Origin of the sequence: Salegentibacter holothuriorum (assembly GCF_900168045.1) — a bacterium.
GTDB classification, from domain to species: Bacteria; Bacteroidota; Bacteroidia; order Flavobacteriales; family Flavobacteriaceae; genus Salegentibacter; species Salegentibacter holothuriorum.
The window spans coordinates 124,075-137,807 of record NZ_FUYY01000004.1; the positions used below are offsets into that span (position 1 = coordinate 124,075).

At 35.6% G+C, this 13,733-nt stretch carries 14 protein-coding genes; 3 read left to right on the forward strand and 11 right to left on the reverse strand.

Annotated elements, in window-relative coordinates:
• Positions 1-93 precede the first annotated feature (93 nt).
• Together msrA and B5X51_RS11080 are read right to left on the reverse strand one after the other, a co-directional pair.
• On the reverse strand, positions 94-756 hold the full coding sequence (gene msrA, locus B5X51_RS11075) for a peptide-methionine (S)-S-oxide reductase MsrA (RefSeq protein ID WP_079721247.1): 663 nt from the start codon (positions 754-756) through the stop codon (positions 94-96).
• The gene (locus B5X51_RS11080) at positions 757-1,341 is read right to left on the reverse strand and encodes a hypothetical protein (RefSeq protein ID WP_139374881.1); all 585 of its coding nucleotides are present in this window, start codon (positions 1,339-1,341) and stop codon (positions 757-759) included.
• 393 nt (positions 1,342-1,734) lie between these two features.
• Here B5X51_RS11080 and B5X51_RS11085 point away from each other — a divergent pair, with 393 nt between their 5' ends.
• Positions 1,735-2,379: a hypothetical protein gene (locus B5X51_RS11085; RefSeq protein ID WP_079721249.1), complete on the forward strand. Its 645-nt coding sequence runs from the start codon at positions 1,735-1,737 to the stop codon at positions 2,377-2,379.
• 175 nt (positions 2,380-2,554) lie between these two features.
• On the opposite strand, the gene B5X51_RS11090 is transcribed toward B5X51_RS11085, so the two are convergent.
• Both B5X51_RS11090 and B5X51_RS11095 read right to left on the reverse strand, forming a co-directional pair.
• A complete protein-coding gene (locus B5X51_RS11090; RefSeq protein ID WP_079721250.1) occupies positions 2,555-3,334 on the reverse strand; it encodes a zinc ribbon domain-containing protein in 780 nt (259 codons plus the stop codon).
• Positions 3,335-3,336: 2 nt separating this feature from the next.
• Positions 3,337-4,431 carry a Nif3-like dinuclear metal center hexameric protein gene (locus B5X51_RS11095; protein WP_079721251.1) on the reverse strand — a complete coding sequence of 365 codons (1,095 nt, stop codon included), beginning with the start codon at positions 4,429-4,431 and terminating at the stop codon, positions 3,337-3,339.
• Between the two features lie 101 nt (positions 4,432-4,532).
• Here B5X51_RS11095 and lpxK point away from each other — a divergent pair, with 101 nt between their 5' ends.
• A complete protein-coding gene (gene lpxK, locus B5X51_RS11100; protein ID WP_079721252.1) occupies positions 4,533-5,537 on the forward strand; it encodes a tetraacyldisaccharide 4'-kinase in 1,005 nt (334 codons plus the stop codon).
• Between the two features lie 95 nt (positions 5,538-5,632).
• Here the strand turns inward: lpxK and B5X51_RS11105 are convergent, their stop codons facing one another.
• The 6 genes from B5X51_RS11105 to B5X51_RS11130 form a co-directional block, all read right to left on the reverse strand.
• Positions 5,633-7,858 (reverse strand): tetratricopeptide repeat-containing hybrid sensor histidine kinase/response regulator, encoded by a 2,226-nt coding sequence (locus B5X51_RS11105; protein WP_079721253.1) that lies wholly within the window; start codon positions 7,856-7,858, stop codon positions 5,633-5,635.
• Between the two features lie 39 nt (positions 7,859-7,897).
• A complete protein-coding gene (gene gap / locus B5X51_RS11110; RefSeq protein WP_079721254.1) occupies positions 7,898-8,905 on the reverse strand; it encodes a type I glyceraldehyde-3-phosphate dehydrogenase in 1,008 nt (335 codons plus the stop codon).
• 17 nt (positions 8,906-8,922) lie between these two features.
• On the reverse strand, positions 8,923-9,801 hold the full coding sequence (lipA, locus tag B5X51_RS11115) for a lipoyl synthase (RefSeq protein ID WP_079721255.1): 879 nt from the start codon (positions 9,799-9,801) through the stop codon (positions 8,923-8,925).
• A 73-nt stretch (positions 9,802-9,874) separates the two neighbouring features.
• Positions 9,875-10,447 (reverse strand): RNA polymerase sigma factor, encoded by a 573-nt coding sequence (locus B5X51_RS11120; protein ID WP_079721256.1) that lies wholly within the window; start codon positions 10,445-10,447, stop codon positions 9,875-9,877.
• Entirely contained in the window at positions 10,438-11,541 is a 1,104-nt protein-coding gene (locus B5X51_RS11125) for a glycosyltransferase (protein WP_079721257.1), read from the reverse strand. Before B5X51_RS11125 ends, B5X51_RS11120 begins: the two co-directional genes overlap by 10 nt.
• A gap of 5 nt (positions 11,542-11,546) precedes the next feature.
• Positions 11,547-11,753, reverse strand: a complete 207-nt coding sequence (locus B5X51_RS11130; RefSeq protein WP_079721258.1) for a membrane or secreted protein — start codon at positions 11,751-11,753, stop codon at positions 11,547-11,549.
• Positions 11,754-11,986: 233 nt separating this feature from the next.
• Between B5X51_RS11130 and B5X51_RS11135 the strand changes: the two genes are divergently transcribed.
• A complete protein-coding gene (locus B5X51_RS11135; protein ID WP_079721259.1) occupies positions 11,987-12,604 on the forward strand; it encodes a fasciclin domain-containing protein in 618 nt (205 codons plus the stop codon).
• A 115-nt stretch (positions 12,605-12,719) separates the two neighbouring features.
• Here the strand turns inward: B5X51_RS11135 and murB are convergent, their stop codons facing one another.
• Positions 12,720-13,733 carry a UDP-N-acetylmuramate dehydrogenase gene (murB, locus tag B5X51_RS11140; protein WP_079721260.1) on the reverse strand — a complete coding sequence of 338 codons (1,014 nt, stop codon included), beginning with the start codon at positions 13,731-13,733 and terminating at the stop codon, positions 12,720-12,722.

Genomic DNA, 13,733 nt, shown 5'->3' on the forward strand with positions numbered 1-13,733 from the left:
TTAGCCTTATTTCAGTCGTAAAAATAAGTATTCGGCCTTATTAAATAAAGCTGAATATTAATAATAATCTGAGTATAAAAAATTTGAAGAATATTAATGCGACTCTTCTTTAAGTATTTCTGGGAACTTTTCCTTAAAACGATTTAATCTTGGAATTGAAACCTTTTGAACATAAGGATTGTTTGGATTGTTTTTTTCATAATTCTGATGGTAATCTTCAGCTACCCAAAATTTCTGAAAGGGTAAGATTTCAGCAGCAATTGGTTTTTTGTAATCTTTAGCTACCTCTGCTTTAACTTCATTGATGATCTCTTTTTGCGCTTTATTTTGAAAGAAAATAAGCGATCTATACTGAGAGCCATTATCAGGCCCCTGGCCATTTACTTGCGTAGGGTCTTGTGAGCCAAAATAAACTTCTACCAAAGTTTTAAAACTTACTAAGTTTGGATCGTAGATAACTTCTACGGCTTCAGCATGGCCGGTTCTCCCGGTATTGCTGGACTCGTAAGTTGGGTTTTTAGTATGGCCACCTGCGTAACCTGAAACAGCTTCTTTAACGCCTTCTATGCTTTCATAGATAGCTTCTACACACCAAAAACATCCGCTTGCAAAATAGGCTTTTTCATAACCGTTTTCGGCCGGAACTTCTACCGGATCTGCATTGGCAATTTCAGGTTTGGTTACTGTTTTTTCTTGCGCATTATTTCCGCAGGAAATTAATAAGAATATAAACGTAGGTAAGAAAAATCGTTTCATTTAATTGTTTTTTATATAAGTTCCTTCTAATGTTTTTTTACCATAAATGGCATAGTCTACGGCTAGTTCCCCATTTATAGAAAAGCCTTTCCAGTCTAATTTGATATTACCGTTTTCACCTGCGCTTAAAACTGCAATAGGTGTGTTGGTGTCAAACTCTTTCCAGGGAATATCCTTATTGGTATTTTTATTTGACGGGCTATCATAATATATATTTACCTTATTCCCAGATTCTTGATATTTGGCATTTATATAAATATTATCTTCTGAAAGGCATAATTCTATGTTATTTTCTTCCTCAGGATTTAAACAAGAACAATTACAGTCACTTTCGCCATTTTTTATGTAGCTACTATCTGAAAAGGTAGACTCTAAATTCCCTTCTGAATCCATATTTGAAGCTTCTTTAGATTCTTCCTGGTTTTCACTATAAACTACCTCAGAATTGGATCTCATAGAATCTGATTTAAAGCTACTATTGGTTTTGTTATCTTCTGTTTTAATCTCCAGGTCCCCGTTTTGGGTTTTGTCTTTGCAAGAAGCCAAACCTAACATTAGACAAAGTATAAATACATGTAACTTCATATTTATGAGGGTTGATTAATAGGAATAAAGGTAGTTTTTAAATAGGTTAAATATGTAAAAAGCTTGTTAATCAATGAAAATCAAAAAAATGAATTACAGAAAAAGTTCTCTCGGGAATGCATTTTTTTTGATTTAATTGTTTTTTGTAAATGGTGTTTCTGTAATTTAACAGAATTCAATAGATTTACGTAAATTTGATTGCAGTAAGTTATTAATAATTAAAATATTGATGCTGTTAACGTTATTACTAATTCAAAATAAAATAATATGTAAAAACCACTTATTACTTATGGAAACATCTTGGATTTTAAATTCAAGAAAATTGCAAGCTTAAAAAGATTTAGTTTGCGCAAGATTGAAAGATTTTAAAATAAATTAACCCCCCAAATCAAAATGAAGAATACATTTAAATTACTTTCAGGAATATTGGCACTATTAGTTAGCCTTCAATCCTGCAGCACATCAACAGAAGAGGCTGAGGTAGATGCCAAAGAACTCGAAGAAGAACTCGCTTTAGCAAACAATGGAGTCCTAAAGGTTGAAGCAATCACCTATATTTTTAAGGAAACAGGTGAAACCGCCAAATTTCTTGATGAGGATCGAGACTTTAATTTTAGGTTCGTTAATGAATTGTCTTATAGTACCACTACAACCAACAAGCATTCTATTGAAGGATTAACCATCACTAACCCTGAGACTGGAGAATATATGATACTTTCTAATTTTGAAGAGTTAAAGAATGGTTTCGATCAATTTGATATTGAATTAAGCACGGGCCAGACACTTACTTCAGTTTTATTTAAATCTGGAGAAGCTAATCAATCTTCCAATAAATGGCATGATGGCTGGCCTATCGTAGAAGAGCCTTCACCGGTAATTGGCGCGATGATAGAACTCTCTCTGCAAGATTCTTTAAGTGAATGCAGTGCTAATGCCCAAGCTTGTTCTAATGCAGATAATGCCTCTACAATTAGTTTAACTAATGGAAACGCATGGTTTGGTGAAATTGAGAATTGTACAGTAGAATGTCCCAATTAATTATTAAGCTAATAGAAACAAAAAGCCGTCTAAAAAATAATGTTTAGACGGCTTTTTTATAGTTCTTTAATCCCTCCAGAGGGTTTAATTCCCCGAGGCTTGCCTCGAAATTTCAAAAAGTTTTTTTTTCAATTCGTACCTCGTGGGCTTGCCCCGATGTTTTTGATTCTGGCTTTTAAACCTTAGCGAAAAGATTTTGCATTTTTTCCTGCTCTTCTTTAGCAAGTTCTTCGTCTACAAGGATTCTTCCACTATGTTCATCGGTAATGATTTTCTTTCTACCGGCAATTTCCATAATTACCTGTGGCGGAATTGTAAAATAAGAACCTCCAGAAGCACCTCTTTCTACGGGTACAATAGCAAGTCCGTTTTTAACGTTAGTTCTAATTCTTTTGTAAGCTTTTACTAAACGCTCTTCGATATTCTTTTCGAATTCAGCAGATTTTTTAATAAGTGCCTGCTCTTCCTTTTCGGTTTCAGCAAGGATTTCATTTAGTTCGCCTTTTTTGTGTTCCAGGTGTTTTTTCCTTTCTTCAAGACGTCCTTTAGTTTGCTCAATCACCTCTTTTTTCTGCTCAATCTGCGCGCGGTATTCCTTGATGTGCTTCTCAGCAAGTTCTATCTCCAATTCCTGGAATTCAACTTCCTTGCTAAGCGCATTAAATTCGCGGTTATTACGCACGTTTTTTTGCTGCTCAGCATATTTCTTCATGGTCGATTTGGACTCGTCAATAAGGTTCTTCTTACTCTTAATGTCGTTCTCGATCACTTCAATATCAGCATCCATTTTCTCCAAACGCTTGCTCAATCCTGTTACCTCATCCTCCAAATCTTCCACTTCTAGTGGAAGCTCACCGCGTACGTTCCTTATTTCGTCAATTCTGGAATCAACCAGTTGAAGGTCGTACAACGCTCTTAACTTGTCTTCTACAGTAACATCGTTCTTTTTTGCCATAGTTATATATACTTGATTGGATTGGTGTTTGTATCTGCTAAAATAAGTGCAAAATTACTAATTTTTTTTGTAAGATAAGAATGTAATAAATCTTTTGTGAATTGCTCACTTTCATAATGGCCAATATCAGCTAAAATTATGTTTTTATCAGCTTTATAGAAATCGTGATATTTTAGATCTGCAGTAAGATAAATATCTGCACCGGCCGCCTTTGCCTGGTTAATGGCAAAACTCCCGCTGCCGCCTAAAACGGCAACTTTCTTAATTTCTTTTTCACGAAATTGGGAATGTCTTATACAGCCACAATTAAATTCATGTTTAATTCGCTCTAAAAAACTTCTTTCATCTTCAGGGTTTTCTAATTCTCCAATCATTCCCATTCCTAAATGCTGATTTTCGTTTTCTATAGTACTTATCTCATAGGCTACTTCTTCATAGGGATGGTTGCTAAAAAGAGCCTTGAGCAAGTTTTGTTCTAAATGGGCGGGATAAGTTAGTCCTATTTGTGTTTCTTCTTCCAAATGGACTTCCCCGCGTGTTCCAATAACCGGATTAGCTTCTTCATTGGGTTTAAAACTGCCTTCTCCTTTTATATTAAAACTACAGTTATCATAGTTTCCAATACTTCCGCCACCGGCGTCAAAAAGAGCTTTTCTAACTTCTGCAGCCTGTTTATTGGGAACAAAAGTGGTAAGTTTTTTTATACTGTTTTTGCGCGGAATTAAGATATGCCTGTTTTTAAGGCCTATCTTTTCACTTATCATATCGTTCACTCCCTTGTACTGGTTATCTAGCGCGGTGTGAATAGCATAAATGGCAATATCATTTTTAATCGCTTTAATAACTGTTTTTTCCACATAATCTTTTCCGGTTAGTTTTTTTAGTCCCGAAAAGATAATTGGATGGAAACTTACAATAAGATTGCAATTTTTTTCTATTGCTTCGTTCACCACACTTTCTAAAGTGTCTAAAGTAATGAGTGCACCGGTTAGCTTAGAGTTTTTATCACCTACTAAAAGACCTACATTGTCAAAATCTTCGGCGTATGCAGGTGGAGCAAATTCTTCAATTATATCTATAACTTCTTTTACAAGCATTTGTTTTCAATTTTTATAAACGTAGCAGGTTGGTTTTTATTAATTTCGTGGTAATTGTTAATTCAGCTAACTTCAAATATAATTATTATAGCCCGCCCTGTATGAAGATTTTACGAAAAATGCTGATTCCTTTTGCGTTATTGTATGGTTTTATTACCTGGAGTAGGAATTTGCTTTATAATGCTGGAATATTGAAATCTAAAGCTTATGATTTTCCCGTAATCTGCGTAGGAAATCTTAACGCTGGTGGAACCGGGAAATCTCCCATGATAGAATTTTTGCTAAAATTCCTATTACCAGATTTTAAAGTTGCGACTTTAAGCAGAGGGTATAAGCGGAGCACCAAAGGCTATAAACTATTAAGCGGAAAGGAGAGTGCTGCAGAGGTGGGGGATGAGCCGCTTCAGTTTAAAAGAAAGTTTAATAAGGCAATGGTTGCTGTAGATGCCGATAGGCAAAATGGAATTTCAAAACTTCTACAAGAGCGTCCTGAAATTATCCTGCTAGATGATGCCTTTCAACATAGAAAAGTTAAGGCAGGACTAAACATCTTACTTACCGCTTATAGTGATCTATATGTTAATGATATTATGTTGCCTACAGGAAATTTAAGAGAGCCCACGGTGGGAGCAGAGCGGGCTAAAATAGTGGTCGTTACTAAATGCCCACCAAAGCTTACTGAGCAGGAAAGGGAAACGATTAGAGGGAAACTTAGATTACAGAACTATCAGCAACTTTATTTTAGCTTTATTAATTATGCTGAAGAAATAATTTCTGAAAAGACGAAAACAAAATTAAGTAGTTTAAAAGATAAAAAATTCACACTTGTTACGGGAATAGCAAATCCTAAACCGCTTGTAGGTTATTTGAAAATAAAGGGGTTAAATTTTAATCACCGTTTATTTAAAGACCATCACAATTTCACCGAAGCAGAAATAGAACAACTTACCAAAGAGTCCCTAATTTTAACTACAGAGAAGGATTACGTTCGTTTACATAAAAACTTTAAGGTTGACCAGTTATATTATCTGCCTGTAAAGACCGCATTTTTAAATAATGAGGCAGAATTTAAAGAGGAAATAATAAAATTTGTGCAGAAAAAGTGAAGTCAATTTACACTTTATCTTCCTTTTGGCTAATTCAAACTATAGATGTCTAAATATATAATTCAGCTAAACAACTGTTAATAAAGTGCAGGTGATTAAACATTACTTTCGCTATAAGCCAATTGCTTATTAATTTTTAGGAAGAATTCTTCGGTTTTATATGGTTTTGGTATAATGTCGCTGAATCCATTTAAGTAAAATTCGTCCAGGTTATCATCTAAGGTTACGGCTGTTAGGGCGATTATCGGGATTTCAGAATTAAATTTTCGGATTTCTTTGGTAGCTTCTATACCGCTAATTCCAGGCATATGAATATCCATAAGAATAAGATCGTAATTATTTTCTTTTGTTTTTTCAACAGCTATAGTCCCATTGTCTGCTACTTCACAGTTAACGTCGTGCTTTTCCAGGATTTTACGGGTAATCATTTGGTTGATCTTGTTGTCTTCAACTATAAGTATATTTTTTCCTTCTAATTTATCTTCAACAGGTTCTTCTTTCGCTTTAGGGGTTTTATTGCTATCGCTATCAATTTCCTTTGCCTCAAATTTAAGCTGGAAAGTAAACGACGATCCTTTTCCTAAATCGCTTTCCAAATCAATTTCACTGCCTAGTAAATTAAGCAAATTCTTTACGATGGAAAGCCCTAGCCCGGTGCCGCCAAATTTGCGATTAATTTGGGTAGAACCCTGGGTGAAATTCTCAAAAATTGCTTTTTGTTTTTCCTTAGAAATTCCTTCCCCGTTATCTTTAATCTCAAAATCCAGTAAAATGTTATTCCCTTTACGGGAGTTTTTAGAAACATTTATCCATATATCCCCGTCTTCGGTGAATTTTATAGAATTTCCAATTAGGTTTATTAAGATTTGAGATATTTTTAATGGGTCTCCTTTTATTTCTTCGGGAATAGAATCATCATAATTAAAATGAATCTTAGTGTTCTTTTGGTCTGCCGAGTTTTTAAGGGCAACCAGTACATCTGAAATGCGTTTTTTAAGATCGAAGGAAGCTTCCATGATCTCAACCTTATTGGCTTCAAGCTTATTAAGATCTAGAATGTTGTTAATAAGAGAGAGTAAATACTCGCCTGAAAATTTCAATGAATTAAGATGTTCTTTTTGATTTTCGGTAGGGCTTTCTTCTAATAATAAATGTGTAAGGCCTGTTACGGCATATAATGGTGTTCTTAGCTCGTGGGTAATTGTGGAAAGAAACTGGGCTTTTGCCAGGGAAGCCTTTTCAGCATTTTCTTTTGCTTTTGTAAGCTCTGTATTTTTTTTCTGTAGTAACTCATTCGCACGAGCCCTTAAATTATTGTTTTTGTAGAGGGAAAGTGTTAAAAGTGAAAGAATAGTGATAAGTGCGACACTAAGAATTGTGGTGAGTTTGTTAACTTTTAATTTGCTTTCCTGTTCAGCATTTTGAAGGCTTAATTCATTTAAACTGCTCTGCAAGGCATCTACTCCATATTTGGCATTAGCTTGCTCTGCAAGAACTTCTTTATTCATTGCAATTATAGAATCATTACGGGTATAACTTTTTTGCAGATAGGTTAAAGAGGTCTGGTAATTTCCGGTTAATTCATAAATTCTACTCAGTTGTCTATAGGTGCTCATAATCATCCCGCCATAATTTTGAGTCTTCGCAATTTCTAATGCTTTGTTGCAGTTTTTTTTAGCCAGTTCATAGTTTCCGAGGTCCATATAGGCTCTGGCGGTATAATAATAAAGCCTTGAAATTTCATACATATTTTCAGACTCTGCAAGTTGTATTTCTGCCTTCTTGAGTAGTTTTAAAGCGTCACTAACGTCTTTTTGTGTTTTTTGAATGATTATAGCGCGGTTTAAAGAAACAACTCCAAGGTATTCCTGATTGCTTTGTTTTAAATATAGTTCCTCTGCAAGATTTAGGTAGCGATTGGCTCTGGTTACATTCTCTTTAGCCATAAAAATCTTAGCAAAGTTTACATAGCTATAGGCTAATCCTTTTTCGTCACCTACTTCTCTTTGAATAGAAATAGCTCTATTTAATTCAGTTATCGCTTTATCAAACTCATGTCTTATATAATAGAGTTTTGCCAGAATACTGCTGGATAAAGCAATGAAGCGTTTATCATCAATAGATTTTGAGAGTTCTAAGGAAGAATTTAGTTGCTCAATAGCCTTATCAAAATCCAATGTATTTACAGAAACTTCGGCATCGTTAATTAGTTGCTGAATTCTCTCATTGGCTAATTGAAGGTTCTTGGGATTATCTTGCTGAATTGCATAGGAAGTATTGCACCAAAATAGGACAATTAGTATAAAAGTAAAGTTCTTCATTCGGGAAATTCAGCAAAAGCTTAATTGAGATAAATATAGTTATTTATCATTAACCATTGAAATTAAATCGATAAGACGACTGGAATAACCGATTTCATTATCATACCACCCAATAATTTTGATTAACCTTCCGCTAATAACAGAGGTCATTTGTGCGTCAAAAATACATGAATGCGGGTTGTTGTTTATATCTATAGAAACAATAGGGTCTTCGGTGTAGCTAAGAATTCCTTTTAGGGAAGTCTCTGCGGCTTCCTTAAAGATTGAATTTACCTCATTAATACTGGTTTCTTTACTAACGTTAATCGTCATATCGGTAAGGGAACCGTTGGGGACAGGAACCCTAATTCCACAGCCACCAATAACATCGCTAATATCGGGGAAAATACCGGTTAATGCTTTTGCAGCCCCGGTTGTGGTGGGAATTATAGATTGTGCCGCCGCCCGACTTCTCCTTAGATCGCGATGCGGTTTGTCATGTAAACTTTGGTCTGAGGTGTAGGAATGTATAGTAGTAATATATGCCTGTTCTACCTTGAAATTCTCATGAATTAACTTTAGCATTGGAGCTGCATTATTGGTAGTACAACTGGCGTTTGAAATTATTTTTTCACTACCATCCAAAATATGCTCATTCACACCTAAAACTACCATTTTTATCTCCTCATCTTCCGGTGGAACAGATAAAATCACTTTTTTTGCCCCATTGCTAATGTGGTGTTTAAGGTCTTTTGAAGTTTTAAATTTCCCTGTAGATTCTACTACGATATCAACTTTGTAGTTATTCCAGTCAATTTCGCTGGGATGCGATGCATTTAATAGCGGAATTGATTTTCCGTTTACTATAATATTATTTTTTTCGGAAGAAATTTCAGCCGGGGAAACTCCGTGAATACTATCGTATTTTAATAGGTGGGCCAGGGTCTTAACATCGGCCAGGTCGTTAATAGCAACGACGTTGATGCTTTTGTTTTCTATTAAAAGCCTGAAGAGGCTACGCCCAATACGGCCAAAACCGTTTATGGCTATATTGATGCTTTTGCTCATTTAATTCAATAAAAAACTTAGTCTATATGTTTGTGGGCTTTGTACGAAGAGCGAACCAGGGCGCTGCTTTCTACATGGCGAAATCCGAGATCAAGGCCAATAGCTTCGTATTTCTTAAATTGATCTGGTGTAATAAATTGTTTTACCGGTAAATGTTTTTTACTGGGCTGTAAGTACTGACCAATAGTTACTACGTCTACATCTGCATTTCTAAGATCGTGTAGCGTTTGTATCACTTCGTCTTCCTGCTCGCCAAGACCTAGCATAATCCCAGATTTTGTTCTGTTTACTCCTTGTTGTTTTAGGTATCGAAGCACTTCAAGACTACGATCGTACTTTGCCTGGATTCTAACTTCACGGGTTAATCTTCTTACAGTTTCCATATTGTGGGAAACAACCTCTGGCATTACTTCTACGATGCGGTCTATGTTACGTTCATTTCCCTGGAAATCGGGTACAAGTGTTTCTAAAGTGGTTTCAGGATTCATTCGGCGAATAGCCTTTACGGTTTCAGCCCAAATAATAGATCCCATATCTTTAAGGTCGTCGCGGTCTACACTGGTTACCACGGCGTGCTTAATGCCCATAATTTTAATAGATCGAGCTACTTTTTCAGGCTCGTCCCAATCTACCGTTTCCGGGCGGCCGGTTTTTACACCGCAAAATCCGCAGGAACGGGTACAAACATTCCCCAAAATCATAAAGGTAGCAGTACCTTCACTCCAACATTCCCCCATATTTGGGCAACTACCCGAAGTACAAATGGTATGCAAATCATATTTGTCTACCAGGCTGCGAAGTTCGGTGTATTTTTTACCGGTTGGAAGTTTTACCCTTAACCATTTTGGTTTGGCTTTCGGCTTTTCTTTAACTGGGCTTATAGTGTCTGTACTCATAGCAAAATTCTAGGTTTCAAAGATACAATAATCTAATTAACTGCATAAATTAGATCGATAAGTCCGCGAGAAATTACATCGATTTTCTTTCTTCAATAATTTTAGCCAGTAGTTTTTTGGCTCTCAGGAGTTTTACTTTTACATTATTCATGGGCTCATCAAGAGTTGCTGCAATTTCTTTATAAGATTTTTCCTGAAAATACCTAAGATTGATCACTTCCTGGTAGTGTGGCTTCAGTTGTTTAATGTCGGTAAGTAATTGAGCTAAATGTTGCTCGCTAATTAACTTATCTTCAATTGTTGGGGTTTCATCGGCAATACGATATACTTTTTCGTTTTGATCTGAAGTTGTTTGAGACCTGATGGAAGACTTTTGTTTCCTAATCATATCTACGTGGATATTCTTTGAAATAGCAATTAACCAGGTGCTAAAGGAATAATCTTCATCAAAAGTTTCAATTCTTTTAAACGCTTTTGAAAAAGTTTGAATGGTAATATCTTCTGATTCATAGGCATTACCGGTTTTTTTAAGCTGAAAACCATAAACACTATCCCAAAAAGTATCGAGTAGGTAATTAAAAGCGGACTGACTACCGTTTTTGGCAGCCTTAATCCTGGTGAGAAGCAATTGCTGATCTATTTCCAATGCCTTGGTTTTGAAATGCTGTTCGCTATAAATATGCCAAATTGGGTGAAAATTAAAAATACCTCTAAAAAGGGAAACAACCAAACTACATCGGTCTCCTGTAATTTTTGTGCTGATTTAGCATAAACGATGGCTTGTACTATTAAAACAACTCCGGCGCAGCCTAAAACCAGTTGCCATTGAAACTGCACTATTAATAGAACAGCCAGCAAGATCCAGAAAAAGAAGCGAGAGGCATAAAACAAACCCAGTAATACTTTATCTTTTGTTTTATAAAAACCCGCCACAGATGCGTGCCTTCTTTTTTGATGAAACCAGGATTTTAAATCTGTTTTAGGAACACTTCGTGTACTGGCTTCAGGATGGTGGCAAATAAAGGTGTTTTTAAAGTTTGCTGCTTCATTAACAAAAAGATCATCATCTCCAGATCTAAGATGCAAATGATTTGCAAAACCTTTTTGTTCGTAAAATTGTTTAGAGGTGTAGGCCAGGTTTCTTCCTACTCCCATATAGGGGTTTCCTAATTTAGCATAGGAAAAATATTGAATAGCTGTAAGTAATGTTTCAAAGCGAATAAGCTTATTTAGTAAAGATTTACTGTCTTTAAAATAGCCGCCATAGCCTAAAACAATGCTTTTTTCTTGCTTAAATCCACTAGCCATATGCTTTATCCAATTAGGGCTTTGCGGTGCGCAGTCTGCATCTGTGAAAATTAAATATGGATTTTGAGCTTTTTTGATCCCCAACGTAAGGGCATACTTCTTATTTGCCCAGAAAGCTTCATTATTCTGTACATTTACAAGTTTAACTCTACCATCCAGAGTTTGAAAATGCTCTATAACCTGCAGGGTGTTATCTAAAGAAGCATCATTAATAATAATTACTTCAAAATTAGAATAATCCTGATCCAGAATAGGGGGGAGAAAATTTTTGAGATTTTCAGCTTCATTTTTAGCACAAACAATCACCGAAACAGGTAAATTCACTTCACCGGGATTTTTACTTTTATCTCGCGCAAAAGCGAAGAAAGCCAGGTAAAAGGCTAATATAATTATTGAAAATAGAAAGAAAAACCCCAGTAGAATTGCTGCCATTGAATCTAGTTAGCCTTCTTTTCTCCAGAGCAATCAGACTGTTCATCAGGTAATTTTCCGCAAAAGCTGCAGGCTTCACCCTCCTTATTTAAGAATGGACTTTGGCTGGCGCAGGTTCCCGCAAATTTACCGTCTTTCTTTCCCCATATTTTAATGGCGATGCCGGCAAAAGCCAATCCTAAAAGTAAAATTGTTATTAATAGTAATTGCATAGCTGTAATATTTCTAAATCATATATGCTTACTGATTAACCCTCCAAAATTGGGGCCAGTAAAACAGGATGAGATATTTTACTGCAAAAATAACAATTAATTGACGTTTGGGAAAATTCAAGCGCATATTAGCATAAGCTTTACACACTTTAACTAAAATTTAATCGTAAACCCCTGTATTTCTAAAGTTTAGGTAATAAATTAGCTTGCTTAAACCACTAAAAACTAAATTTATGAAATCTAAAATTTTATTAATACTGCTAGCAGCTTTTGCATTCAGTTTTACTTCTTGCGAAGATACCAAGAAGAAAGAGGAAGAAAAAGCTCAAATGGAGCAGGAAGAAGCCGAACGTGAGGCTGAAATGCAAGCTGAGAAAGAACGTATGGAAATGGAATCTAACAGTATTGCTGCTAAAGCAATGGCAACCGATTCTTTAAGTACTTTGGTTAGCGCATTGAAAAATGCAGAATTAGCTACCACTTTTACCGAAGATGAAGGTCCGTATACTGTTTTTGCGCCTACAAATAGTGCTTTTGAAAAAGTTGATAAAGCTACATTGGACGAATTGATGAAGAGTGAAAATAAAGATCAATTAGCCGGTGTATTGAAATATCACGTAGTAGATAAAGAAATTACCGCTTCAGATCTAAGCAAAATGATTGAAGACGGAGATGGCGAGGTGACTTTCGCTACTATGGAAGGTGCAGAACTTACTGCTATGATGGATGGTGAGAATATTGTGCTTAAAGATGGAAATGGAAACACAGCGACTATTATCGCTACAGATATTGAAGCTTCTAATGGAATGGTACACCTTATTGACGGTGTAGTGATGAAAAAAGCTTCATAAATGTTGATTTTTTTGAAATGAAAAACCGCCGGTAAATAGCTGGCGGTTTTTTTGTGAATATTTTAAAAAGCTTAGAAGTTTTTACCTATGAAGGCTGGAATATATTGAACTTCAACTAAAAAATATTCACTTCAGCTTCTAGCTTGATCTTATATTTATTATAAATTTTCTCCTGAATTTCTTTAGATAGGGCTAAAATTTCCTGTCCGGTAGCACCACCATAATTCACTAGTACCAAAGCCTGATTTTTATGTACTGCCGCATCACCCTTGCGGTAACCTTTTAAACCAGCCTGGTCTATAAGCCAACCAGCCGGGATTTTAATTTGATTGGCGTGTATAGCATAAAAAGGCATCTCAGGAAATTGTTTTTGCAGTTTCTTAAATTCAGATTCCGTAATTACCGGATTTTTAAAAAAACTACCACTGTTCCCCAACTCCCTTGGATCTGGTAATTTCTGTTGGCGAATATTTACAACGGCATTAGAGATATTTCTAATAGTAGGTTCTTTAATTTTATGCTTATCCAGTTCTGCCTGGATCGCACCATAAGAAGTACTAAGCTTATGATTCTTTTTACTCAGTTTAAAATTGACTGAAGTAATAATATATTCTCCCTTCAGTTTATTTTTGAAAACAGAATTTCGGTAACCAAATTCACATTGTTCGGCGCTAAATGTGTCAACTTCCAGCGTTTGAATGCGCATTGCTTCACACGATTCAAAACTATCTTTAAGTTCAACGCCATAGGCGCCTATATTTTGAACGGGGGCAGTACCTACATTTCCGGGAATTAAAGAGAGATTTTCGAGTCCGCCATAGCCTTTTTCAATGCAATATAAAACAAATTGGTGCCAGTTTTCGCCGGCACCAACCTTTAAGATTACTTCATTTGGATTTTCAGAAATGAGTTCAATTCCCTTTAAGCCAATATGAATAACTGTTTTGTTTATGTCTTTGGTGAGCAGCATATTACTGCCGCCCCCAAGTACAAATATATCTGAAGCGTAGGCTTGCTGTAAAACATCACGTAATTCATTGGTCTGGTGTACAGAGATGAATTTTCTAGCCATTACGTCTACTCCAAAAGTATTGTATTCCTTCAGAGAAAAATTTTCAGCAACCTGCAT